At 41.8% G+C, this 23,129-nt stretch carries 18 protein-coding genes; 9 read left to right on the top strand and 9 right to left on the bottom strand.

Features of this window, described 5'->3' with window-relative positions; genetic code table 11:
• Positions 1–23 precede the first annotated feature (23 nt).
• The 7 genes from ACT29H_RS01205 to gcvP all read left to right on the top strand — a co-directional run bounded on the left by ACT29H_RS01205 (position 24) and on the right by gcvP (position 12,412).
• Positions 24–1,640, top strand: coding sequence for a RagB/SusD family nutrient uptake outer membrane protein (locus ACT29H_RS01205; protein WP_444819766.1), 1,617 nt, complete (start codon positions 24–26; stop codon positions 1,638–1,640).
• A 21-nt stretch (positions 1,641–1,661) separates the two neighbouring features.
• A complete protein-coding gene (locus ACT29H_RS01200; RefSeq protein WP_444819765.1) occupies positions 1,662–2,681 on the top strand; it encodes a SusE domain-containing protein in 1,020 nt (339 codons plus the stop codon).
• Positions 2,682–2,772: 91 nt separating this feature from the next.
• Complete coding sequence (locus ACT29H_RS01195; RefSeq protein ID WP_444819764.1) at positions 2,773–4,590, top strand: SusF/SusE family outer membrane protein; 1,818 nt, start codon at positions 2,773–2,775, stop codon at positions 4,588–4,590.
• A gap of 282 nt (positions 4,591–4,872) precedes the next feature.
• Positions 4,873–7,662, top strand: coding sequence for an alpha-amylase family glycosyl hydrolase (locus tag ACT29H_RS01190; protein ID WP_444819763.1), 2,790 nt, complete (start codon positions 4,873–4,875; stop codon positions 7,660–7,662).
• A gap of 327 nt (positions 7,663–7,989) precedes the next feature.
• Positions 7,990–8,640, top strand: coding sequence for a protein-L-isoaspartate(D-aspartate) O-methyltransferase (locus ACT29H_RS01185; protein ID WP_444819762.1), 651 nt, complete (start codon positions 7,990–7,992; stop codon positions 8,638–8,640).
• 146 nt (positions 8,641–8,786) lie between these two features.
• Entirely contained in the window at positions 8,787–9,428 is a 642-nt protein-coding gene (locus ACT29H_RS01180; RefSeq protein ID WP_444819761.1) for an MBL fold metallo-hydrolase, read from the top strand.
• A 113-nt stretch (positions 9,429–9,541) separates the two neighbouring features.
• Positions 9,542–12,412: an aminomethyl-transferring glycine dehydrogenase gene (gcvP, locus tag ACT29H_RS01175; protein WP_444819760.1), complete on the top strand. Its 2,871-nt coding sequence runs from the start codon at positions 9,542–9,544 to the stop codon at positions 12,410–12,412.
• Between the two features lie 181 nt (positions 12,413–12,593).
• On the opposite strand, the gene ACT29H_RS01170 is transcribed toward gcvP, so the two are convergent.
• Together ACT29H_RS01170 and tpx are read right to left on the bottom strand one after the other, a co-directional pair.
• Positions 12,594–13,202: an ankyrin repeat domain-containing protein gene (locus ACT29H_RS01170; RefSeq protein ID WP_444819759.1), complete on the bottom strand. Its 609-nt coding sequence runs from the start codon at positions 13,200–13,202 to the stop codon at positions 12,594–12,596.
• A 535-nt stretch (positions 13,203–13,737) separates the two neighbouring features.
• Positions 13,738–14,250: a thiol peroxidase gene (tpx, locus tag ACT29H_RS01165; protein WP_444819758.1), complete on the bottom strand. Its 513-nt coding sequence runs from the start codon at positions 14,248–14,250 to the stop codon at positions 13,738–13,740.
• A 493-nt stretch (positions 14,251–14,743) separates the two neighbouring features.
• Between tpx and ACT29H_RS01160 the strand changes: the two genes are divergently transcribed.
• Positions 14,744–15,352, top strand: a complete 609-nt coding sequence (locus tag ACT29H_RS01160; protein WP_444819757.1) for a T9SS C-terminal target domain-containing protein — start codon at positions 14,744–14,746, stop codon at positions 15,350–15,352.
• A gap of 199 nt (positions 15,353–15,551) precedes the next feature.
• On the opposite strand, the gene ACT29H_RS01155 is transcribed toward ACT29H_RS01160, so the two are convergent.
• The 7 genes from ACT29H_RS01155 to ACT29H_RS01125 form a co-directional block, all read right to left on the bottom strand.
• Positions 15,552–16,535, bottom strand: a complete 984-nt coding sequence (locus ACT29H_RS01155) for a D-alanine--D-alanine ligase (RefSeq protein WP_444819756.1) — start codon at positions 16,533–16,535, stop codon at positions 15,552–15,554.
• 52 nt (positions 16,536–16,587) lie between these two features.
• Positions 16,588–17,673 carry an RluA family pseudouridine synthase gene (locus ACT29H_RS01150; protein WP_444819755.1) on the bottom strand — a complete coding sequence of 362 codons (1,086 nt, stop codon included), beginning with the start codon at positions 17,671–17,673 and terminating at the stop codon, positions 16,588–16,590.
• 12 nt (positions 17,674–17,685) lie between these two features.
• Positions 17,686–18,558, bottom strand: coding sequence for a PASTA domain-containing protein (locus ACT29H_RS01145; RefSeq protein ID WP_444819754.1), 873 nt, complete (start codon positions 18,556–18,558; stop codon positions 17,686–17,688).
• Between the two features lie 287 nt (positions 18,559–18,845).
• Entirely contained in the window at positions 18,846–19,004 is a 159-nt protein-coding gene (gene rpmH, locus ACT29H_RS01140) for a 50S ribosomal protein L34 (RefSeq protein WP_444819753.1), read from the bottom strand.
• Positions 19,005–19,217: 213 nt separating this feature from the next.
• A complete protein-coding gene (gene rsmG, locus ACT29H_RS01135; RefSeq protein ID WP_444819752.1) occupies positions 19,218–19,838 on the bottom strand; it encodes a 16S rRNA (guanine(527)-N(7))-methyltransferase RsmG in 621 nt (206 codons plus the stop codon).
• Positions 19,839–20,022: 184 nt separating this feature from the next.
• On the bottom strand, positions 20,023–20,634 hold the full coding sequence (locus ACT29H_RS01130) for an RNA polymerase sigma factor (protein WP_444819751.1): 612 nt from the start codon (positions 20,632–20,634) through the stop codon (positions 20,023–20,025).
• Positions 20,625–21,761: a glycosyltransferase gene (locus tag ACT29H_RS01125; protein WP_444819750.1), complete on the bottom strand. Its 1,137-nt coding sequence runs from the start codon at positions 21,759–21,761 to the stop codon at positions 20,625–20,627. The genes ACT29H_RS01130 and ACT29H_RS01125 overlap by 10 nt, the downstream gene beginning before the upstream one ends.
• 122 nt (positions 21,762–21,883) lie before the next feature.
• Between ACT29H_RS01125 and tgt the strand changes: the two genes are divergently transcribed.
• Entirely contained in the window at positions 21,884–23,014 is a 1,131-nt protein-coding gene (gene tgt / locus ACT29H_RS01120) for a tRNA guanosine(34) transglycosylase Tgt (protein ID WP_444819749.1), read from the top strand.
• Positions 23,015–23,129: the final 115 nt, after the last annotated feature.

The following is a 23,129-nucleotide window of genomic DNA, read 5'->3' as shown; positions in this document are numbered from 1 at the left end:
CAGATTTTAAAAAAGCAACAACGATGAATAAGATATTAATAATAATAGGAGTTTTGATTTTCACATGGATGTTTTCATCCTGTGTAGATGATCTGGATGTGACTCCCAAAGATCCAAATACGATCCTTTCCGGGAATATTGGAGACGATCCCCAATACACGAAACAGGTGTTAGGGAAGATATATGCCAGCTTTGTTATTGCGGGTCAGGGAGAAAATGGAGGTGCGGATATTGCTGCATCCGATGAGAACTTTTTTACCACCATGCGGGCATTATGGAATTTACAGGAGATTACCACTGATGAGGCTATATGTGGCTGGACCGATATTGGCATCTCTGATTTGAATACTCAGACCTGGAGTCCCAGTAATCCCTTTTTAACCGCGTTGTATCAACGTCTTGGATTGAGCATCACTTACGCCAATGATTTCATTCAGTTGAATCAGGGAAGTGACGATCCTGAAATAATGAATTATGTTGCCGAGGCTCGTTTCTTAAGGGCATTGGCCTATTTTTGGCAAATGGATTTTTTCGGGAATCCACCCTTCACCACAGAAAAGGATGGCGTAGGTAAATTTTATCCCAAACAGATTAAGCGTGCCGATCTCTTTAATTACATTGTGACTGAACTCAAGGATATTGAGGATGATTTGGGCGAACCGGGGTCATCTTATCCTCAGGCTGATAAAGGTGCTGCCTGGATGTTGCTGGCACGTTTATACCTGAATGCCGAAGTTTATACAGGAACCGCCAAATGGGATAGTTGTATCATCTATACTAATAAAGTATTAGAGAGTGGTGCTTATGCCCTGGCAGATGATTACCGGCAAAATTTTAGCGGGAATAATCATTATCCCGACAATCCGGAAATGATTTTTGCCTGGGAACAGGATGGTGTTCATACTCAGGGATACGTAGGCACAACCTTTATTATCGAGTCGAGCAGTGATGCTGATTACCTTCCTGCTGAAGTATATCATGGGTTGACTGAAAATACCAACTGGAACGGAAACAGGGCAAGGAAAGATTTTATGAATATTATGGTGGACACATTGGCTACCTACGGCGATAATCCCATTCCTTCGGATGTTTCCACCTTTGATGAAGTGAAAGATAAGAGGGTTTATCTTAAGATTAAAAAATCAGTGGATATACCCAGTCCTTCAGCCAGTGGTGACTATGGTATCGGTGTCTATAAATTCACTGCTCTGAATATTGATGGTTCACAGCCGGAAAATTATCATCCAGCTTATGCCTGTACTGATTTTCCAATATTCAGGTTGGCAGATGCTTACCTGATGAGAGCCGAGGCTAATTTCCGTTTGGGTAATATTACGGAATCGGTGGATGATATAAATGTTATTCGTCGCAGAGCTTATGGAGACAACAGTGGAGATATTACTGCCGACGATTTGGACGAAGCCTTCATTTTGGATGAAAGAGCCCGGGAATTTTATTATGAAGCTCAGCGTCGTACCGACCTGGTTCGTTTCGGACAATTCACCGACGGGACTTATCACTGGCAGTGGAAAGGAGGGACCTTTGAAGGTACATCAACTTCTGATCACCTGAATATTTTCCCGATTCCGGGCGATGAAGTATCTGCTAATCCAAATATAGAGCAAAACACCGGATATTAATTCACTAAAATTGATCAAGCAATGAAAAATAATATATTCATATTTCTGGCTTTTATTGGGATAACGGCAGGCCTTTTTTCTTGTGAAGATGATAGAGAAAAGGTTTATATGCTGGAAACCCCAAATGCTCCGACCATTCAAACAATTCCTGATTTAACCCTTAGGCGTGGTATCGGAAACGATACGCTGGAATTTGTCGGAACGCCTGTCGATGCGGGATTCCAATCTTCAGCACGATATATTCTTGAGGCAGCAATGCCGGGAACAAATTTTGAAGATGCGGTTCAGATTTATTCGGGTGTTCAAGCTGAATCTATAAAAATCAAGGTAAGTGAATTGAATACCATTTTGCTGAAGAAGTTTCCGGCAGATGAAACATCTACCGTTGAATTCCGCTTACGTGCAGTTCTTGTTGTAGATGGTGGTACCGGAGCACCCGGTACGGGTACCAATCCGTTTGAGTATATTTCTGAAATTCAGAGTGCTGATGTTAGTTTGTACGGCTTGCCACGGCTTAATTTACTCAATTCCGGAATGGATCAAAAAATAGAATCATCCTTAGGAGACGGAAACTATTATGGCTTGGTGAAATTAGATGAGTCTATGCCATTCACACTTTATGATCCCGATGCCGAAACGGAATATGGAGGAAGCGGAGGAACATTGGTTGTTGACGGTGACGGAATCCAGATTGAAAAAAGTGGTTGGTATAAGTTTTATGTAGATATTAATAATCTTACTTTCGAAGCAGTACCCAATATGATTGGAGTAGTAGGATCTGCTACACCCAACGGCTGGGATGCACCCGATTTGAAGATGGATTATGATGCTGAAACCGGAACCTGGGTTATTACAACTGATCTGTCGGATGGTGAGATTAAATTCCGTTTGAATGATGATTGGGGCTGGAATCTTGGAGGTACGGAAGATAATTTGGTAAAAGATGGGGATAATATTGCCGTTAGCGCAGGAAACTATACCATTATTCTTACCCTGACGGGAGATGCCACCGGAACTTTTGAACTGATTGAAAACGATTAAATAATTACAGAGGGATGAGCCGGTAGTTTCCTTTATTTAAGTGAAATAAGGTTTTACCGGCTTGTCTTCAAAACTTGAAAAATCGTAAGTTATGAAACGAAAAAATATATACGGGAGTTTATTTGTTGTCCTTCTGATGACGATAATTGGGTCTTCCTGTACGGAAGATATGTCGGAAGTGCGGTTAGATCCGGCAATAGAGACTACCCAATCGATGGGCATAAGCTCTGATAGTGCTGTAATAGAAGGTTTTGTTCTTACCGAAGGAACCGGTTTTACCGAACGGGGAGTATGTTACAGTACAACTGAAAATCCAACTGTAGATGACAATAAGGTGGAATACACCGGAGATACAGACAAAGCCGCATTTAACGTAACATTGAGAGGGTTGGATTATGCCACCCCTTATTATGCGCGTGCTTATGGTATTGGACCTAACGGGGTCGTTTATGGGGAACAAATGAGTTTTACGACCCTTCCTGTTGTGCCAACCGTTACGACCATGGAAATAGTAAGTGATATAACAGGTAATTCTGCCAAAAGTGGAGGAGAAGTAACTGTTGCTGGAGGTGCAGAGGTTACGGCACGTGGTGTTTGTTTTAGCACGGAAGAAAATCCTACTATAGAAGATCAAAAGACAGATGATGGTGAAGGGTTGGGTGAATTTGTTAGTACCCTGACGGGATTAAAAGGAAACACCATCTATTATGTTCGTGCTTATGCTACCAACAGTGCCGGAACCGGTTATGGTTTGCAGGTAACGTTCAAAACGCCCGTAGATGCTCCGGTTGTAGTCACCTCTTCCATTGACAATGTTACAAAAACATCCGCCATCATAAACGGTGAAGTAACCTATGATGGAGGGGGAACGGTAACCGCTCGCGGGTTTGTATGGGGTACCTCAGAAAACCCGACTCTTGAAGACAATGTTCTTAACAGTGGAGATGGCGTTGGTGTAATTGTGGAAGAATTGACCGAACTGGAAATGAACACCACCTATTATGTTCGTGCTTTTGCTACCAATGAATATGGCACAGCCTACGGTGAAAACATTTCATTTACCACATTGGCCGATATAACAAAGTTCTGGATTGTTGGCAACTATAATGAATGGGACAATAGTGATAATGCGGAATTTATAATTTCAACAGCCGAGAGCAATGGATTGGCAGAGGGTTATGTATACCTTACAGCTGGTGAAATTAAACTGACCACGGATCATTCATGGGATGATGCCCACACCTTTGGCGATGACGGCTCCGGTGGGTTAACCAATCCGGGTAACAATATTCCGGTTCCTGCCGATGGATATTATAGGATTCAGGCCAATCTGAGTGATATGACCTATTCTTTGATTGCCATGCAATGGGGTGTGGTCGGTAATGCTACTCCTAATGGATGGGATGTTGAAACGCTTTTAACTTACGATAGTTCGCTTAAAGTGTTGAAGGGTGCTTTCCACTTTACCGTTGGGGAGTTTAAATTCCGTGCCAATGGTTCCTGGGATTACAACTATGGAAGTGATGCTGCCGATGGAACATTAAGTGCCGGAGGAGAAAATATCCCCGTTGATTTTGAAGCTGATTATGCGGTAACGCTGGATTTGAGTACGCCCAATGAGTATAAATACAGCGCACATCGTTGGGGGGTTATTGGATCAGCTACTCCGGGAGAATGGAGTACCGATACCGATATGACCTGGGATGAGACGAATCAGGTATTTACCGCAACACTGGATATGGTGGTAGGAGAATTTAAATTCAGAGCCGATGATGCATGGGATTATGATTTAGGTGGCGATATAAATGCGCTCACCCCCGGTGGGGCAAATATGGCAATTGAAGAAGCCGGGAATTATACCATCACGTTAGATCCGTGGAATAATACTGCAACATTGACCAAAAATTAATTTTTGAATTGTTCTTTGAAAAGGCAATGTTGTTTTAACTGGTATATTGCATTTAGAATGTAGAAGTGTGTCTTTCGCAGCTCGGGTGTTGAATTCAACAACTGAGTTGCGAAAGTGCTATTAATAAAGTTTTTAAAATGGTTGTTAATGAGATAAGTTGTTGTTTGGGCTTTTATTTTCGATAAAAATTTCTTCGAAGAAACGGGCATGACAAAAGGAACTGAACAATATCTGAGTCATACGAGTTCCATCAGATCTATAACTTATATAAATTTTATGCTGATGAGACAATTTTTTACTTCAATATTTATATTAATCCTGTCTTTTTCAGGTTACAGCCAGGTAGTGACTACAGAACCTGCCCTGCCAACCGAAACCGACCAGGTCATTGTCACCTTCCATGCCGATGAGGGAACGGGAGGGTTGAAAGATTACAGTGGTGATGTGTACGCACATACCGGGGTAATAACCAATGAAAGTACGAGTTCTTCCGATTGGAAACATACTATTTCCGAGTGGGGGGAGAATGAGGCCAAGACAAAATTAGAGCGGGTCGATGCCAACACCTATCAGCTGACCATTTCTCCGGATATTCGCACTTACTATGAAGTCCCGGATGGTGAAACAGTTCTGAAATTGGCCTTTGTATTTCGCAGTGGAGAACTAGTAAACGGTTCTTATCTGGAAGGGAAAGATACCGGAAGCAAAGATATTTTTGTGAATGTTTACGAGCCTGAGCTAACTGCTGTATTGACTCAACCTGTGGATGGGGCACTCTTTGAACCCGGCCAGACGGTTGAGGTAGAGGGGCAGGGCCAAGAGGCTGTTTCCCTGGAACTGCTTTTTAATGGAACAACCGTGACTTCCATAACCTCGTCAGAGTTGAGTTATTCCTTTAGTGCGCCCAATGAAGGGAGTCATCAGCTTATTCTTGTTGCTACCGGGGATGACGGTGAAACGGATGCCGATACTGTTGACTTCTATATACGGGAACCGGTAGTGGAAGAAGCGATGCCCACCGGCTTGAGAAAGGGTGTCAACATTTTGGATGATAATAGTGTTACTTTGGTTTTGCAGGCTCCTTACAAATCGTATGTTTACGTGCTGGGCGACTTTAATGATTGGGAACCCCGTCCGGAAGCACAAATGAAAAAAGACGGTGAGATGTTCTGGCTGACTCTTACGGGCCTGGAACCCGGAGAAGAATATGCTTATCAGTATTATATCGATGGAGAGGTTAAAGTGGCCGATCCTTATGCCAATAAAGTGCTGGATCCGTGGAATGATAAGTATATTCCCGAACGGATTTATCCTAACTTAAAATCCTATCCCGAAGGGGATGGTGCCGACGGAATCGTTTCCGTTTTTACTACCACTCCGGAGGACTACGAATGGCAAACAGCGGATTTTACAGCTCCTGATGCGGAAGATCTGATTGTTTATGAATTGCTTATTCGTGATTTTACCGAAAACCAGGACATTAAAACTGTTACCGATACACTCGATTACCTGCAGCGGCTGGGGATCAACGCCATAGAGCTGATGCCGTTCAATGAGTTCGAAGGTAACGACAGCTGGGGTTATAATCCATCCTTCTATTTCGCCACAGATAAAGCCTACGGAACCTTTAATGACTTCAAGGAATTTGTGGATGAATGTCATGCGCGTGGAATAGCGGTGATTATGGATTTGGTTTTGAACCATAGCTATGGTCAGTCGCCATTGGCTCAAATGTATCTGGAAGGGGGTAAGCCGGCCGAGAATAACCCTTGGTATAATCGGGAGCATAATATGCAGAATGCAGATGCACAGTGGGGTTATGATTTTAATCATGAAAGTCCTTATACTCAGGAATTGGTTGATAGCATTACATCGTTCTGGATGACAGAACTGCGGGTTGACGGATTTCGTTTCGATTTTACCAAAGGTTTTACCAATACCCCGTATGGTCCTTCATCGTGGGCCAGTGATTTTGATGCTTCAAGGATCAATATTTTGAAGCGAATGGCCGATAAGATATGGGAAAAGAATCCGGATGCCTATGTTATTTTCGAACATCTTTCTGAAAATTCGGAAGAGAAGGTCCTGGCCGATCATGGCATTCTGCTGTGGGGTAATATGAATTATTCTTTTGGGGAAGCCATTATGGGCTATCATGAAGACGGGAAGTCCGATTTTTCATGGGCATCATACAAGCAACGGGGATGGAGCAACCCCAATGTGGTGGCGTATATGGAAAGTCATGATGAGGAACGATTGATGTTTAAAGCCCAAGCTTATGGCAACTCATCCGGTAGTTATGAAGTTAAGGAGCTTGAAAATGCTGCCGACAGATTTGGCATGGCTGCGGTCTTTTTGATGTCGATACCCGGTCCCAAAATGATCTGGCAGTTTGGTGAAATGGGATATGACATAAGTATTGATGATGGGGGACGGCTGAGTCAGAAACCACCCAAATGGGAATACCTGGAGGACTATTATCGGGAAACGCTTTGGATGGTTTTTGCGAATATCATTAACCTGAAGAAAAAATATGAGGTGTTTTCTACCGCAGATTTTGAGTTGGAAGTTAATGATCCGGTAAAGTATATTCGGCTAAACGGTTCTGATACGGATGTGCGGTTAGTTGGAAACTTTGGCTTGGAAACAACGAGGGTTAAACCTCTTTTCAGTAAAACAGGATGGTGGTACAATCATTTTGTGGGTGATAGTGTTAATGTGTCGGATCAGAATATGGAAGTTACGCTAGATCCCGGAGAATTTGCTTTTTTCACCTCTTCAAAACTTGAAGGGTTCAGGAATATCACTTCATCCGGTCCCCAAGTAATGATTGATGAGGAGAGGATACGGGTTTATCCTAATCCGGTTTCCAACACACTGACCTTCCAAACAGAAAGTGATCAGGGAATTAAAGAAATTGCCATATATGACTATTCGGGAAGAATGGTTTTTTTGGAAAACGTTTCGGGAAGAGAAACGATAAATGTTTCCGGTCTGCATAAAGGAGTATACCTGTTGAAGATGGTAGAGGCTACCGATAAAGTCTATTGGCAAAAAATAGTGAAGCAGTAAACGAAGTGATAATTGCCGATGAGACGGGGTTGTTTGACAGCAGACAACCCCGTTTTTTTTAGAGCCAGATAGTTGTTGACTAACTCGGTCAAAAAAACATTCAAACCGATTAAAAAACACGGGGATTCAAATGCCTGAATAAAAAAGGAGGCGGCTGCTCGGAAATTTGTGTCAAAGGCACTTCGGAGCTGATGTTGTGGTTCGGACTGAATAGAAATAGGAGAGAAAAATATTGATGATTTCTAAATTGATGATTTTATGTGTTTCTTTGAGGTATTGATTTGAGACTAGACAAGAAATGTTTAAAATGAATTCTCAATATTAAATATGAATTTAGAAGATTCTTTTCGACATAAGGGTTTGCGCCAAAGGCTTGTAAATGATATTGAGAGAAAAGGGATCACCGATAAAAAAGTGTTGGAGGCCATAGGTAAAGTACCGCGCCATCTGTTTATGGACAGTTCATTTGTTAACATGGCATACAAGGATCAGGCGTTTCCCATAGGAGAAGGACAAACCATTTCACAACCCTATACGGTTGCGGTTCAGACTTCTTTACTTAAGATAACCCCGGAGGATAAGGTGTTGGAAATCGGGACGGGATCAGGGTATCAGGCCGCTGTTTTATCGGAAATGGGAGCCGCGGTTTATTCCATTGAACGGCAATCCCGGTTGTATTCTAAAACCTCCCGTTTGTTGAAGTCCATTGGTTACAAAAATGTTAAAATGTTTTTGGGCGATGGATATGAAGGACTTCCGGAATTTGCCCCTTTTGATAAAATTATTGTAACGGCAGCAGTTGATGAGGTGCCTTCCGCTTTACTTCTTCAGCTTAAAACCAATGGACTTATGGTGATTCCTTTGGGTGAGCGTTCGCAAACAATGACGCGGATCAGGCGTTTATCTGAAGAAGACTTCGAGCAAGAAACTTTTGGACAGTTTGCTTTTGTGCCGATGTTAAAGGGCATTGCAAAATAGGGTTGAATATTTGGATAGATTGAAGAGCGTAGGGAAGATGGTAGTAATATGATAGAGCGACAGGTGGTTGGAGCATAAAAGGCTGGCGGAATATTTCTTGCACTATAGAAAAGATTGAAACAATCATAAACCAAAAACATTAGAGTATGCTACATATAGAACCATTGGTTTTTAATCCGTTTCAGGAAAATACCCTGATTGTTTATACGGATAGTGGTGAATGTGCCATTGTCGATCCGGGCATGTTATTTGATCATGAAGAAGCCCGATTGGTTGAGAAGATTGCTGAGTTGAAGGTGGTTCCTCGGCTTCTTTTGCAAACCCATTTGCATGTGGATCATGTGTTGGGTACCCGTTTTGTTTCTGAGAAATATGGTTTGGATCCCATGGCTCATGAAGGGGATGAGTTTTTGATTGGTCAAACCAAAAGTATGGCAGCTTCATTTGGCATGGCGGTTGACCGGGATCCACCGGTTCCTGCTGTTCATCTGAACCATGGCGATAGAGTCGAGTTGGGAGCTACCACCTTTGAGGTGATTCATGTTCCCGGCCATTCCCCTGGCGGGATAGCCTTTTATTCGGCAGAAAATAAAGTTTTACTTGCCGGTGATATATTATTCAAAGGCAGTGTGGGCCGTTCCGATTTACCTGGCGGCAATCATAAGCTGCTTATCGACGGGATCAAGAGTCGCTTGATGGTTTTACCTGATGATGTTGTGGTTTATCCCGGGCATGGTCCCAAAACAACCATTGGAGAGGAAAAAAGAACCAATCCCTTTTTGTGCTGAGATATCCTTTTGACAAATATCATTGCTGTGAATGGTATTAATTTGTTTTTTTACTGATCGAAGGAATCACTCTGAGTGAGTTTGATGAAAAAAAACAATCCAAACATTTCCATATGAAAGAGTTCAAAGACCGGCATATTGGTCCCGCTGCAGGCGATGTGGCCCTTATGCTTGAAAAAACAGGCGTATCCTCGCTTGACGAATTGGTAAGTCAGGCAGTGCCGGACAACATTCGATTGAAAGAGGATTTAAAGTTATCCCCGGCTATTTCCGAACAGGAATATTTGGAACGGATCAGACGAATCGCTTCCAAAAATAAAGTATTTAAGACCTATATCGGGATGGGGTATTATAATACGTTTTCTCCGCCGGTCATTATTCGGAATGTTTTGGAAAATCCTGTTTGGTATACCTCATATACGCCATATCAATCGGAGATTTCTCAGGGAAGACTGGAAGCCCTTCTTAACTTCCAAACCATGGTGGCGGAACTGACGGGTATGGAGTTGGCCAATGCATCACTATTGGATGAAGCGACTGCCGCAGCCGAAGCTATGATTATGATGTTTAATACACGAAGTCGCTCTCAGGTGAAATCGGGAGTGGATACTTGTCTGGTTGATTCACGGATGTGGCCTCAGACACGTGCTGTGTTGGAGACCAGGTCGAAACCCTTGGGCATAAATCTTCAGTATGCGGATGCAGGCAAGGAAAAATATGACCCGGACAAACATTTTGGAATGATTGTTCAGTATCCGGATGCCAATGGAGAAATTAGAGACTTCCGTTCCATCGCAGAGGAGGTCCACCGACAAGGTGGAAAGATTGCGGTGGCAACCGATTTGTTGGCCCTGACATTACTTATCCCACCGGGTGAATGGGGCGCGGATATTGTCTTTGGTTCTTCTCAGCGGTTTGGCGTTCCTTTGTATTATGGTGGTCCTCATGCCGCCTTCTTCGCGGCTAAAAATGAGTATAAGCGTCATCTGCCCGGACGGATAATTGGGGTCTCGAAAGATGTTACCGGGCGACCGGCTCTGAGAATGGCTTTGCAAACCAGAGAACAACACATAAAGCGGGAACGGGCTACTTCGAATATTTGTACTGCTCAGGCTCTTTTGGCAATAATGGCCGGGTTTTATGGTGTATGGCATGGCCCGGATGGTTTGAGGGATATTGCGCTGAAGATTCATACATTTACTGTGAAATTGAAGAATGCTTTGGAAAGCAAGGGCTTTGTTTCGCTCAACGATACATTTTTTGATACACTGAGAATCAAACTGCCGGAGGAGGTATCTGCCGCAAATCTTAAAGAGAAGTTGCTGGCGAAAGAAATTAACATTAGGTATTTTGAAGATGATCCTTTGGTCGTTGGCATTAGTCTGGATGAGACCACTTCGGAAAGTGACGTGCAGGAGCTGGCGGACATTTTCTTGGGAATGGTGGATGGAAATAACCTTAATATAGAAGATTTTGAAGGGGGTTGTTTGATTCCAGATTCTTTGAGAAGGTCTTCGGGTTATATGGAACAGGAAGTGTTTAGACATTATCGTTCCGAAACGGAGATGATGCGTTACATCAAACGTCTGGAGCGTAAAGATGTTTCGCTGGCACATTCAATGATATCGCTGGGTTCGTGTACCATGAAACTGAATGCTGCGTCGGAAATGGCAACCCTTACCTGGCCGGAGTTTACCTCTATTCATCCCTTTGCACCGGTTGATCAGGCATTGGGTTATCACCTGATGATGAACGAATTGCGCTCCGATTTAGCTGAGATTACAGGACTGGCAGATGTGACGCTTCAGCCCAACTCAGGAGCTGCAGGAGAGTATACCGGCTTGATGGTGATCAGGGCTTATCACCAGTCGCGAAATGAGGGTCACCGGAATGTGGCGCTGATACCCTCCTCTGCCCACGGGACTAATCCTGCTAGTGCTGTAATGGCGGGAATGAAGGTGGTTGTAGTACAATGTGACGAGAGAGGAAATATTGATGTGCAGGATTTGGCAGAGAAAGCAGAAAAATACAGTGATGAACTGGCTTGCATGATGGTTACCTATCCATCGACGCACGGTGTTTTTGAGGCATCCATTTGTGAAATATGTGATATTATCCACAAGCATGGTGGTCAGGTATATATGGATGGCGCCAACCTGAATGCGCAGGTGGGTATCACCAGTCCGGGGACCATTGGTGCTGATGTATGTCATCTTAACCTTCATAAAACGTTTGCGATACCTCATGGCGGAGGAGGCCCCGGTGTCGGCCCTATTGCCGTCGCGTCTCATCTTGTGGAGTTTCTTCCCGGACATAATGTTATCGATAATATGCGGAAAGGTATTTCTGCTGTTTCTGCTGCACCATGGGGAAGTGCGGGTATTTTGCCCATTACCTACGGATACATTAAAATGATGGGAGCCGACGGATTGACATATGCCACCAAAATAGCCATACTGAATGCCAATTATGTGGCTTGTGAGTTGAAAAATGATTTTGGGGTGCTGTATTCTGGAGAACAAGGACGTGTGGGGCACGAGCTGATTCTTGAATGCCGGAAGCTAAAAGCCAGCACGGGAATTTCTGAAATTGATATCGCCAAACGACTGATGGATTTTGGTTATCATGCGCCAACGGTGTCATTCCCCGTTCACGGAACCCTGATGGTTGAACCCACCGAAAGTGAGTCGAAGGAGGAGCTTGATCGCTTTGTAGAGGCTTTAAAAACTATTTTTTCTGAGATCAAAGAGATAGAGGCAGGGACGGCCGATCGTGAGGATAATGTTCTGAAAAATGCACCTCATCCCGACTATGTGGTGGTTTCGGACTCTTGGGAGCATCCCTACGGCAGAGAAAAAGCTGCTTTCCCACTTCAGTGGGTCAAAGAGAATAAATTTTGGCCGGCGGTGGCTCGGGTTGATGATGCCTGGGGAGACAGAAATCTGGTTTGCACCTGCGACGCATTTAGTTTATGGAATGAGTAAGCCTTGAAGATGCAATCAAACCTGATTCGTTGGATTTGTATTGTCTGCCATTCCGGGGTTTTCATGTAGTTGTATTAAGTGTGAATTTTATTATATCAATAGAAAAGGTGAGGGATTAAGATCCTTCACCTTTTTTCATTTTGTCAGAATAGAAAATACTCCTTTTGGATAGGAATGCTTGTTATTTAGGAAGATTTTTCAAAAGTTTTCCAATTTCCGGGTGATTATTTTGAATGGCAAAGTTTGCGGCGTTATCTCCATCAATATCTTTGAGATAGGGGTCTGCCCCATATTTGAGCAATATCCTAACCACTTCCATGTTTCCTTCTGATGCCGCATACATGAGCGGTGTAAAATTCTCTATGCTATCTGTGGCATTTATGGATGCGCCATTTTCCAAGAGATATTGAACCGTTTCAGGGAAAGGCCCTGACGCAGCAAAGTGAAGAGGGGTTAATCCTTTTTGGTCACTTTTCGTTAGGGATGCCCCATTTTCAGCCAATAATTTTACCACTTCTGTATGGCCATTAAAGGCTGCGAGCATGATGGGTGTTTGACCATCCTGATTCACGGAATCTGCATTGGTGTTGGCCGCCAAGTGATTTTTTACGATGGATACATTTCCGTTAAAGGCTGCCTCGTGAATGGGAATAGAAGGAGCTTGTGGTGAAGATGCTTCTGGTGATGACGTTGTTAACTTCTTTTGTGGATTATCTTTTTTAGTTTTACCGTTACATGCGGAGAAAAGAGTAAAAACGACCAATGTAACCGAAAGAAAAGTTGCTCTCATTGTATAGCTTTTTAAATGAATGGAAAACAAATATGGGTATTTTATAGGATATATGGAATGAGCAGCGCAAGAAAGCTTATCTCAAAAAGATCATGTATAATAACCATTGCCATACGAGTTGCACTCGGTCAATGACTTAGATACGAATGAAACGAGCATGACAACGTAGGGTTGTCACAACAAGAACATGTATAAACTTGATGGTCATGCGAGTTCTATCAGACCAATGAATTAACCAATTTTCATACTGGTGAAACGAGTCCGGAGAGGAAAGTTATCTTCTGATTTTAGGGGATAATGATTTTAATCTATTTCAATAAACAATGAGCAGAAAAGAAAAAGCAATTTTTTTAGGCTCTGTTTGATAGACAGACGTTTCAGGTGTTAATCCGGTAAGTTTGATCAATAACAATTCAATAGAGATCAATACAATTAATCAGGCCAATGTCATAATGAAAGGATCATTGGCCTGAAAAATAAGAGTTTACTGCTTTGCTGTTCCTGAGTGAAGCAAGAATTTAGGATTTTCGGAATGTTATAACAGCTTTTTTACTTCATTGAGGGCCTTTTCGTAATCGGGCTCATGAGTGACTTCCGGTACATACTCAACATATCTGACAATATTGTCTTTGTCGATGATGACCGTTCCCCGTGCCAAAAGTCTGAACTCTTCCATGACAAAACCATACTTCAGCCCAAAGTCCAGGGTTTTATGATCGGACAAGGTTACAATTTTGTTGAGTCCCTCAGCAGCACAAAATCTTTTTTGAGCAAAGGGAAGATCGCAGGAAATGGAAAGGACCACCACATCATTCAATTTTTCCGCTTCCTGGTTAAATCTTCTGTTTTGTGCAGCACAGACACTGGTGTCGACGGATGGATAAACCGCAATAACTTTTACTTTTCCATCGAAATCGGAAAGATTTACCGGATTCAGGTCATTTCCCAGAACGGTGAATTCGGGTGCTTTTTCGCCTTGTTGAGCTTTTTTCCCTGCCAAGGTTATGGGTGTTCCGGCAAAGGTTACTTTTAAATTGCTGTCTTTCATAATGGTATTGTTTATCGATTATTTAAATTTTCAATACTAATTAACTTAAAAAGTTGAAAAAAGTGGCGTCAAGCCCATGGTAAATGAGTGCTTGCTTCCTATTTTTTATTGAAATAGAATTTGTAATTATCGCGGCTTGAATGAGGTTTCTTGGGGTAAATTTGTTTTACTATAATTTTTTAACAATAGAAATGATCAAATGTTCTCATAAGGTGTGATTTTAATAAATTATTACTAAAAGTTTAAATAGGGGGGTGCATTGTCAAAAAGTATTTCTTCCTACAAATAAGTCTATCGAAATTTAAGTGTTTGTAAAAAAAATAAGATGATTTGTTTATATTTAATAGGAAAATAGGGGGTATAGTTAAGCTTTTGTAAATTTAAAGAGTTTTAGGTCGTAAAATTTGGCGGGAGAAAAAAACAGAATTATGTTTGCAATGTGTTATTACAGAATGGCACATTTACTAAATGTTTTACTTAAAACTTATCAATTATGAAAGCTAAAAAGTTTTTAACCGTAACTGCTCTTGCAGTCATGATGGTTGGATTGGCGATACCCGCCTCAGCCAAAGGAAAGATCAAGGTTTATCCTTATCTGAATACTGATTTTGCGTTAATCGCGGCGCTCAATGAGGATATGAATGATTTTGCCGTTGAAATTAAGACGATGAATGGTGAGCTGGTATACAACAGCGGGAAAGTAGCTAATTCTGCCAGTTTTAATAAATTGTTCGACTTTTCTGAACTGAGTGATGGGAAATATGTTGCAGTACTGAAAAGTAATGACAAGACCTTTCTGAAAGATGAATTCATGATTTCCGGCGGAAAGCTTGTTCATGAAAAAGCGGAAAGCAATGAAGAAGCTCCTATCGCCAAAGTATGGACCAAAAGTAACTTTTTGTTTGTAAGCTACCTGAATAAATCCTTTGACAGCTACACCATGAGACTGAAAGATTCCAACGGTGGAGTATTGTTTGAGTCTGCATTACCCAAAGACTTGACCTACTCAGGAAAATTCGATGTTTCAGCCCTTCCTGCAGGGACTTATTATGTAAGTTTGATTTCAGGTGAAAAGGAAAGTAGTTATGCAATCAGTAAGTAATCAACAAGGCAATTGTCATCCACGGTCGAAAGACTGTATACTCTTATCGGGTGTATCTTCAGAGTTGAAAGATGCACCCGTTTTTGATTTCAGGAGGTGGGTATGAATGGATTCTCTGGGATTCCTCAAAAAGTGGGAATGTGCCGGACTTCCTTAAGTGACGCCACTGCCTTAGATAATAACTTCAGTCCCCCTTCTTTTAGCGTTGATGCCTTTTAATGGAATCTTCAATAATTTCGGTCATCACATCCTTCATCGTCATGCCCATTGTCTTCACCTGTTGGGGAATAAAACTGGTAGGGGTCATTCCGGGCGTTGTGTTTACCTCAAGCAAAAAAATCTTCTCTTCGGTAATAATATAGTCCATTCTCACAATTCCTTTGCAATTAAGAATGTCGTAAATCAGAGAAGTAATTTTTTGGATTTTTTCAGTGATATTTTCCGATAGAGGTGCCGGTGTAATTTCATCCGCTTTGGTAGCGTTGTATTTGGCTTCAAAATCAAAAAATTCATTCTTACTTATGACTTCAGTAAGAGGTAGGATAACTTCTCTGTCAAGGGTTTTATAAATTCCGCAAGTGACCTCTCTTCCTTGCATGAAAGCTTCAATCAGCGTTTCATCGCTTTCTTTAAAAGCATTTTCAATGGCAGGGGTTAACTCTTCTAAGGCTTTCACCTTTGAGATTCCAAAGCTGGAGCCACCAGCATTTGGTTTTACAAAACAGGGAAGGCCGGTTTTTTCAATAATATCTTCCGCCTTGAATTTTCGTCCTTTTCTAAGGAGTACCGAGTCGGCAACAGCTACCCCGAATCCTTTCAGATAGGTGTTACAGGTAAATTTGTTGAAGGTAATTGCTGCAGTTAGAACATCACATGTGGTGTGAGGTATGTTCAACATTTTTAAATAGCCCTGTAAAAGTCCGTCTTCTCCTGGTGTCCCGTGGATGGTGATGTATAAGCAATCGAAGGTTATCTTTTCTCCGTTTTGGGTAAAGGAAAAATCGTTGCGATCAATGGGATATTCTTCATCTTCAATTTGCACTACCCACTTTTCTAGGGTTAGGAATATCGGGTAAACATTAAAATTTTTGGGGTCAATAAATGAGCGGATCCCCTCAGCACTTTTTCTGCTAACAATTAATTCAGAAGAATAGCCTCCATATATGATTCCAATATTTTTCATGATCGTTGTATCTTTTTGAAAAGAAGGTTGCATTAAATAGTTAACACTTGATCTATTCTGCCTCTCTACCAGCAATGTAGTTTCTCCATTTGTCGATTACGTTCGTCATGTCGTCGGGTAGAGGAGTGTCAAATTCCATAAATTTCCCGGTTGTGGGATGTTCAAATCCGAGAGTTTTGGCGTGAAGCGCTTGCCGGGGAAGTAGCGAGAAGCAATTTTTTACAAATTGTCGATACTTGGTAAATGTGGTACCTTTTAAAATTTGATTTCCACCGTATCGTTCGTCATTAAAAAGTGTATGACCGATATGTTTCAGATGCACTCTGATCTGGTGGGTTCGTCCTGTTTCGAGCCGACATTCGAGCAATGTGACATACCCCAGACGTTCCAGTACTTTATAATGGGTGACGGCGGGTTTACCCATGGTGTCATCCGTAAATACGGTCATTTGTTTCCTGTCGCGCAGGCTTCGACCGATATTTCCTTTAATGGTTCCCTGTTCATCCTTCACGGTTCCCCAGACGATGGCCTGATAGGTTCGCGTGGAAGTTTTGTTAAAGAATTGTTTGGCCAGGTGGGTTTTTGCCTGTTCTGTTTTAGCCACAACCAGCAATCCGGAAGTATCTTTATCGATGCGGTGTACCAGTCCGGGACGCGGATCTTTGCTTTGAAACAGAGGTAAATCCTTGAGGTGCCATGCCAGGGCATTAACCAGCGTTCCGCTATAATTTCCATATCCGGGATGCACCACCATGCCGGGAACTTTATTAACGACGATTAGTTGATCATCTTCGTAAACAATGTCCAGAGGGATGTCTTCAGGTATTATTTCAATCTCTCTGGGCGGCCATGTCATCTCAATGGTGATGACATCTCCCGGTTTAACTTTGTAGCTGGCTTTTACGGTATTTCCGTTAGCTAAAAGGCACCCGGCCGAAGCTGCTTCCTGTATTTTATTACGCGAAGCATTTTCTATGCGGTTGACTAAAAATTTATCGATTCTCAAAGGGCTTTGCCCCGCATCTGCCACAAACCGGTAATGTTCGAATCGCTCCTTACCTGTCTGGTTTTCATCAGCAAGTTCAATGATCTCATCCAGATCATCAGTCTCCTCAAAATTCAAATTTTCTATGCTCATCAGATGCAGGGATTAATAAAATTTTTCTTCTTCCGTATCAAAATCTTCTTGCTCGTTAGAAAAATCATTCTCATTCAGGTAGAGCGTTTGTGTGGAATCTGGTATAATAAAAGAAGAATCGGTTGACAACCAGATGTCGATGGAAGCCCCCAGTCTGAGCTGATTTTGCGGCAGGCTTTCGGGACGTTGTTTCCAGACAAAGGCAGCGAGTGAATCTTGTTTGGACACAACAGTTGTATCATAAATTTGGGCACCAATGTTAAGAGAAAGGTTATGGCATGTGCCCAAAGCTTCCTCGAGTGTAAGCCCCGTCAGATCCGGAACGGATGTGGTTTGATCACTTAATCCTTTGCCTATAAGTAAGTCGACAGAAGAACCCTTCTCCAGCGGTGTGCCGGGCTCTACGGGCTTACCCTGATAGTGTTGTCCTAAAACCAGATTGGTATATTCTGAAGGGACATAAATGAGTTTTCCGATTTTGAGGCCAAACGATTCCAGTAAAACTCTGGCGTTTCTGACACTGTAATCGTGTAGGTCGGGCATGCGAACATTTTCGGCAGCCCAGGCATTGATGGTGAAAAATATTTTCCTGTTTTTTTTGATGAGACTTCCCGGTTCGGGAGTTTGTTCAATGACAATGCCGGGAGGTTCATCGTTGATGTAGACCGAATCTATGATGTCATATCTGAGTTCATGGGTCTCAATCAGATGTTTGAATTGTTCTTCGGTCAGGCCGGTAAAATCCGGAGTTTCCAAACTTTGCCCATGTCGGGTGTAGAGGCTTAATCCCCAAAAAATAAGTCCTAAGAGGATAAAGCCTGACACAATCACGATAGCAAAATGTTTGGCAAAATCTTTACTAAAAATGGCTTTTACGATTGACATCTTTTTGGTTTTTGAATGCCTTCAAAAATAAAATAAAATCACCAAACAAAAGAACGATAAAAAAGAATCACGGCAAATAGGAAAAAAAGGATGGCAAAATTGTGAACTGTGTATGGCTGGGCGAGACGAACGCCGGCAGTAATCTTTGTTACATAGGAGGAAAGGTGCCACATAGAATGATTATATACAAAAAATACATGTTTGCAAAGTTTCACAAACATGTATTTTTGCCATTAAGGTATTTTGAATCTATACCCTAAAAACTTGTATGGGATAAAGATTACGTGTTATGCTTTATGTCTTTTTTCGCTGCTAACACTAAGTTTTTTGCGTCCTTTGGCGCGCCGAGTAGCTAAAACCCTGCGTCCGGTAGCGGTTTTCATACGAGAACGAAAGCCATGCTTATTTCTTCTCTTGCGATTAGATGGTTGAAATGTTCTTTTCATTTTTCAATATTTTTCTGATTACAGTGCGGAGTACCCAATAAATCCGATATCCGGTAAAAGTCTGTTTTCAAGGGTTATATTCTCTTTTTCTACAAAATTCGGAATGCAAAAATACAAGTTTTTTTGGTCTTCCAAAAAAAATGGAGTGGATTTTATATTTCGCAGGTTCAGAGCGCTTGGTCTTCCGAGCCTGAAATTGTTTTAATACTGAAGTTATAAAGGTAAATGAATCAGCTTCTTGGTTTCGAAGAAGGGTTCTTCAAACCATTGACGAATATCGGTTGTGAAAACTTTTCTTCGAAACGGATGAATTTCACTTTCAATATTTCCTCCTTTAAGATAGATAATTCCATTAGGAACAGCATTTTGTTGGTGGTGATTGATCAGGTGACGAGTCAGTTTAACAAAATCGGGAAGCTTTGTGACGGCTCTGCTGATAATAAAGTCGAACTGTCCTTTGAAATTTTCCGATCTGCATTGTACTGCTTCTGCATTATTAAGATTGATTTCACGGATTACTTCATTCACTACTTTAATCTTTTTCCCTACGGAGTCGAGCATTACGAATTGTACGTTAGGAAAGAGGATGCTTAGTGGTATGCCCGGGAAGCCACCTCCTGTGCCCACATCGATGATTTTGGTGCTTTCATTAAAAGAGAGAAATTTTGCAATGGACAGGGAATGCAGGACATGATGAAGGTAAAAGTGGTCCATGTCCTTTCTGGATATTACGTTGATTTTGCTGTTCCAGATTTTATATAAAGGGCCTAATGCTGCAAATTGATTCTTTTGTAAAATGGTCAGATTTGGGAAATATTTGGAAATTAAGTCCATTAACTAAGGCAATTAAAGTTTTTACTGTTTGGTTACTGTTTGGGTTGGTCGAAAAATCCTCATTTCAACGGTAGTGAATGAAAAAATACGTGCATGCCGTTGTTCTTTTATTATCGACCATTGAGCAATATTATCTTACTAGAACTTTTGAGGTGAATCCAATCAAATATATGGGCCCTTGCTGCTAATATTTTTTTACTTCAGAGTTTTTGAGGGTATTAAAGAGTAATTCCCGAGCCCTGAAAAGTTGAGCTTTAACAGTCCCCAGCGGTAACTCAAGCTCTTCGGAGATTTCTTCGTATGAGTATTCTTTGAAATAGCGGAGCTCAATTAGGGTTCGATAACGGGGTTTAAGTTTTTTAACCACGGTACGCATTAGTACCACTTTTTGAGCTCGGATTAAATTTTCTTCCGGGTCTGGGGTTTCGTCCTTAAGGTGAATTTGAGATTCGGATTCTTTTTCTTCAGAGATGCTACTTCCATCGATGCTGATGTGGTTGTTTCGCTTTTTACGAAGATAGTCGATGCAATTATTTGAGGCTATTTTGAACAACCAGGTGCTAAACGCATAGTTTGGCGAATATTGGCCAATGTTTTTAAAAGCTTTTCCAAAAGCTTCGATGGTCAGGTCTTCCGCATCTGTTTTATTGTTGATCATTTTGAGCAGCATAAAATAAATGGCATCTTTGTAACGAGCCATTAATTCTGCGAAAGCTTTCTGGTCGTTATTAACAGCCCTTTTCACCAATTCAAGGTCATACTTCGCCTTGTCTGATAAATTTGGATTTATTTCCATTTCCTTTTTTTTGACCCTGTCAGATTTCCTAAATGAGCAAATGCAAGTAAAACAGGTTGAACAAAATCGAATAACAGGAATCCGCGGAATATTTTGCCCATCCCGGTTTTTCTAGCTGCCATTTTCCATAAAATAAATTTTGCCAAGAACAATAATAGTAAAAATGGTAAAAAGATCGGCGCTAAATTAGGAAAAAAAATAAAATATCCTGAAAGTATCCAAGCAGCTTCCCTAGTAACTGACTCGAAGAAAATGGCTGATTTAATGTTGTTTTTGTAACGTTTGGAGGTGGTTAAATGTCGCTTTTTTTGGTCGAGCCATTTTTGAAAAGTGGGCGGGGGCGTACTGATGGTATGTGCTAATGGATCAATACAGACTGCTGTGTTGGAAGCAGTCGCGGCTTCCTGAACAAAGAGGTCGTCATCGCCCGACGCCAGATAAATGTGGCTTTTGAACCCGTTATTTTTTTCAAATAATGATTTGGTATAGCCTATATTTCTTCCAATTCCCATATATGGTTTTCCACTCAATGCATATCCAAGATATTGAATGGCAATGGTGAACGTGTCGTAGCGCAGCCACAGGTTGTTTAAACCTTTTGTTTTATCATAATTACCAATACCCAATACCATTTCAATTCCCGGTTGGTTGAAATTTTGTGCCATTTTTTTGATCCATTGATCAGATGCTGGCCTGCAATCGGCATCGGTCAAAAGCAAGTGTTCGTATTTCGCTGCTTTGATGCCAAGAGAAAGAGGCAGTTTTTTGCCGTGGCTAAATTTTCTATCGGGAGCAATGGTAGTATAATATAAATTATTGTATTTGGCTTTGAGTCTGGCAAGGATCAGATCGGATTCATCTTCCGAACCATCGTTGACCACCACAACCTGGAATTCAGGATAGTCTTGACGGAGTATATGCGGAAGGAATTTCTCCAGATTTTCTGCCTCATTGCGAGCACATATAATCACTGATACCGGCGGGAGATTATTTGAAGTATTGATTGGTGGCTTGTGCTTTACAACCGGTACGATGCGTCGGATTAAAAATGAGAATTGCCACAACCAAACGATGGCGGTCAGAGTAAATAATATGAGCTCGTAAGGGGTAAATTGTAAATTATTCATGGCTCTATAACTTCGAAAAGATCTGTCAAAAGTGCAATTTTTTTTGTAAGCTCACAACAAACAATGTAAAAACGGTTAAGTCTTATATCTTTGCACCCTGTACATATTTAACATCTATTTCAATGCAGTATCAGTTGGAACATACCGATCCGAACAGTTCAGCAAGGGCCGGGAGAATCATTACCGCCCACAACGAGATTCCGACCCCCATATTCATGCCGGTGGGGACGGTAGGATCGGTAAAGGGCATACATGTAAAAGATTTGCAAGAAGAGATTAATGCACCTATAATACTAGGAAACACTTATCATCTATATCTTCGACCCGGACAAGAAGTGTTGAAACAGGCCGGAGGATTACATCGTTTCAGTAGCTGGAATCGGTCGATTTTGACTGATAGCGGTGGTTTTCAGGTGTTTTCGTTGAGTGAGAAAAGGAAGCTGACGGCTCGTGGAGCCGAATTTAGATCGCATCTGGATGGATCCAAACATTTGTTTACTCCTGAAAACGTGGTGGATATCCAGCGTGTTATCGGTGCAGATATTATGATGGCCTTTGACGAATGCCCGCCCGGAGATTCTGATTATAATTATGCGGCTCAATCAATGGAACTGACGCACCAATGGTTGAAGCGAGGGGTTGAACGTTTTAAAAACAGTGAGCCATTGTATGGTTATGATCAAACCCTTTTTCCTATTGTACAGGGTGCCGGATATACTGAGCTTCGTCGGAGGTCGGCAGAGTATGTGGCATCGTTTGAGATGGAAGGGAACGCTATCGGAGGGTTAGCCGTTGGAGAGCCCGAAGAGGTAATGTATGAGATGATTCAGGTTGTCAATGCCATACTGCCCAAGGATAAACCCCGGTATCTGATGGGCGTGGGAACCCCTGTAAATATTTTGGAGGCCATCGGTCTGGGTGTGGATATGTTTGATTGTGTGATGCCTACCAGAAACGGACGTAATGGAATGATATTTACCAGTCAGGGTATTATTAATATTAAAAACGAAAAGTGGAAGAAAGATTTTTCGCCCATAGATTCTAACGGACATTGTGCGTTTGATACCCTTTATTCTAAAGCTTATCTTCGTCATTTGTTTGTTGCCCGTGAGATGTTGGGGCCACAGATCGCTTCCATTCACAATTTATCTTTTTACCTTTGGTTGGTGTCGGAAGCCCGTCGTCAAATAGAGAATGGCAGTTTTTCCGGATGGAAAGAAAAAATGGTGCAACAACTGGCAAGACGTTTGTAATAAGAATCAGTGTTATAGATGAGGCATGTTCGAAAGGTGGATGAGGGTCGGGAACGAATTTTAGTACGGGAAGATTTTATTGTATATCCATGCCTTGGCTTTCTGTAGAATTTAA

The sequence above is a fragment of the Thermophagus sp. OGC60D27 genome (genome assembly GCF_052400625.1).
Taxonomy (GTDB): Bacteria; Bacteroidota; Bacteroidia; order Bacteroidales; family Marinilabiliaceae; genus Thermophagus.
This window is presented reverse-complemented; position numbering and strand designations above follow the sequence as displayed.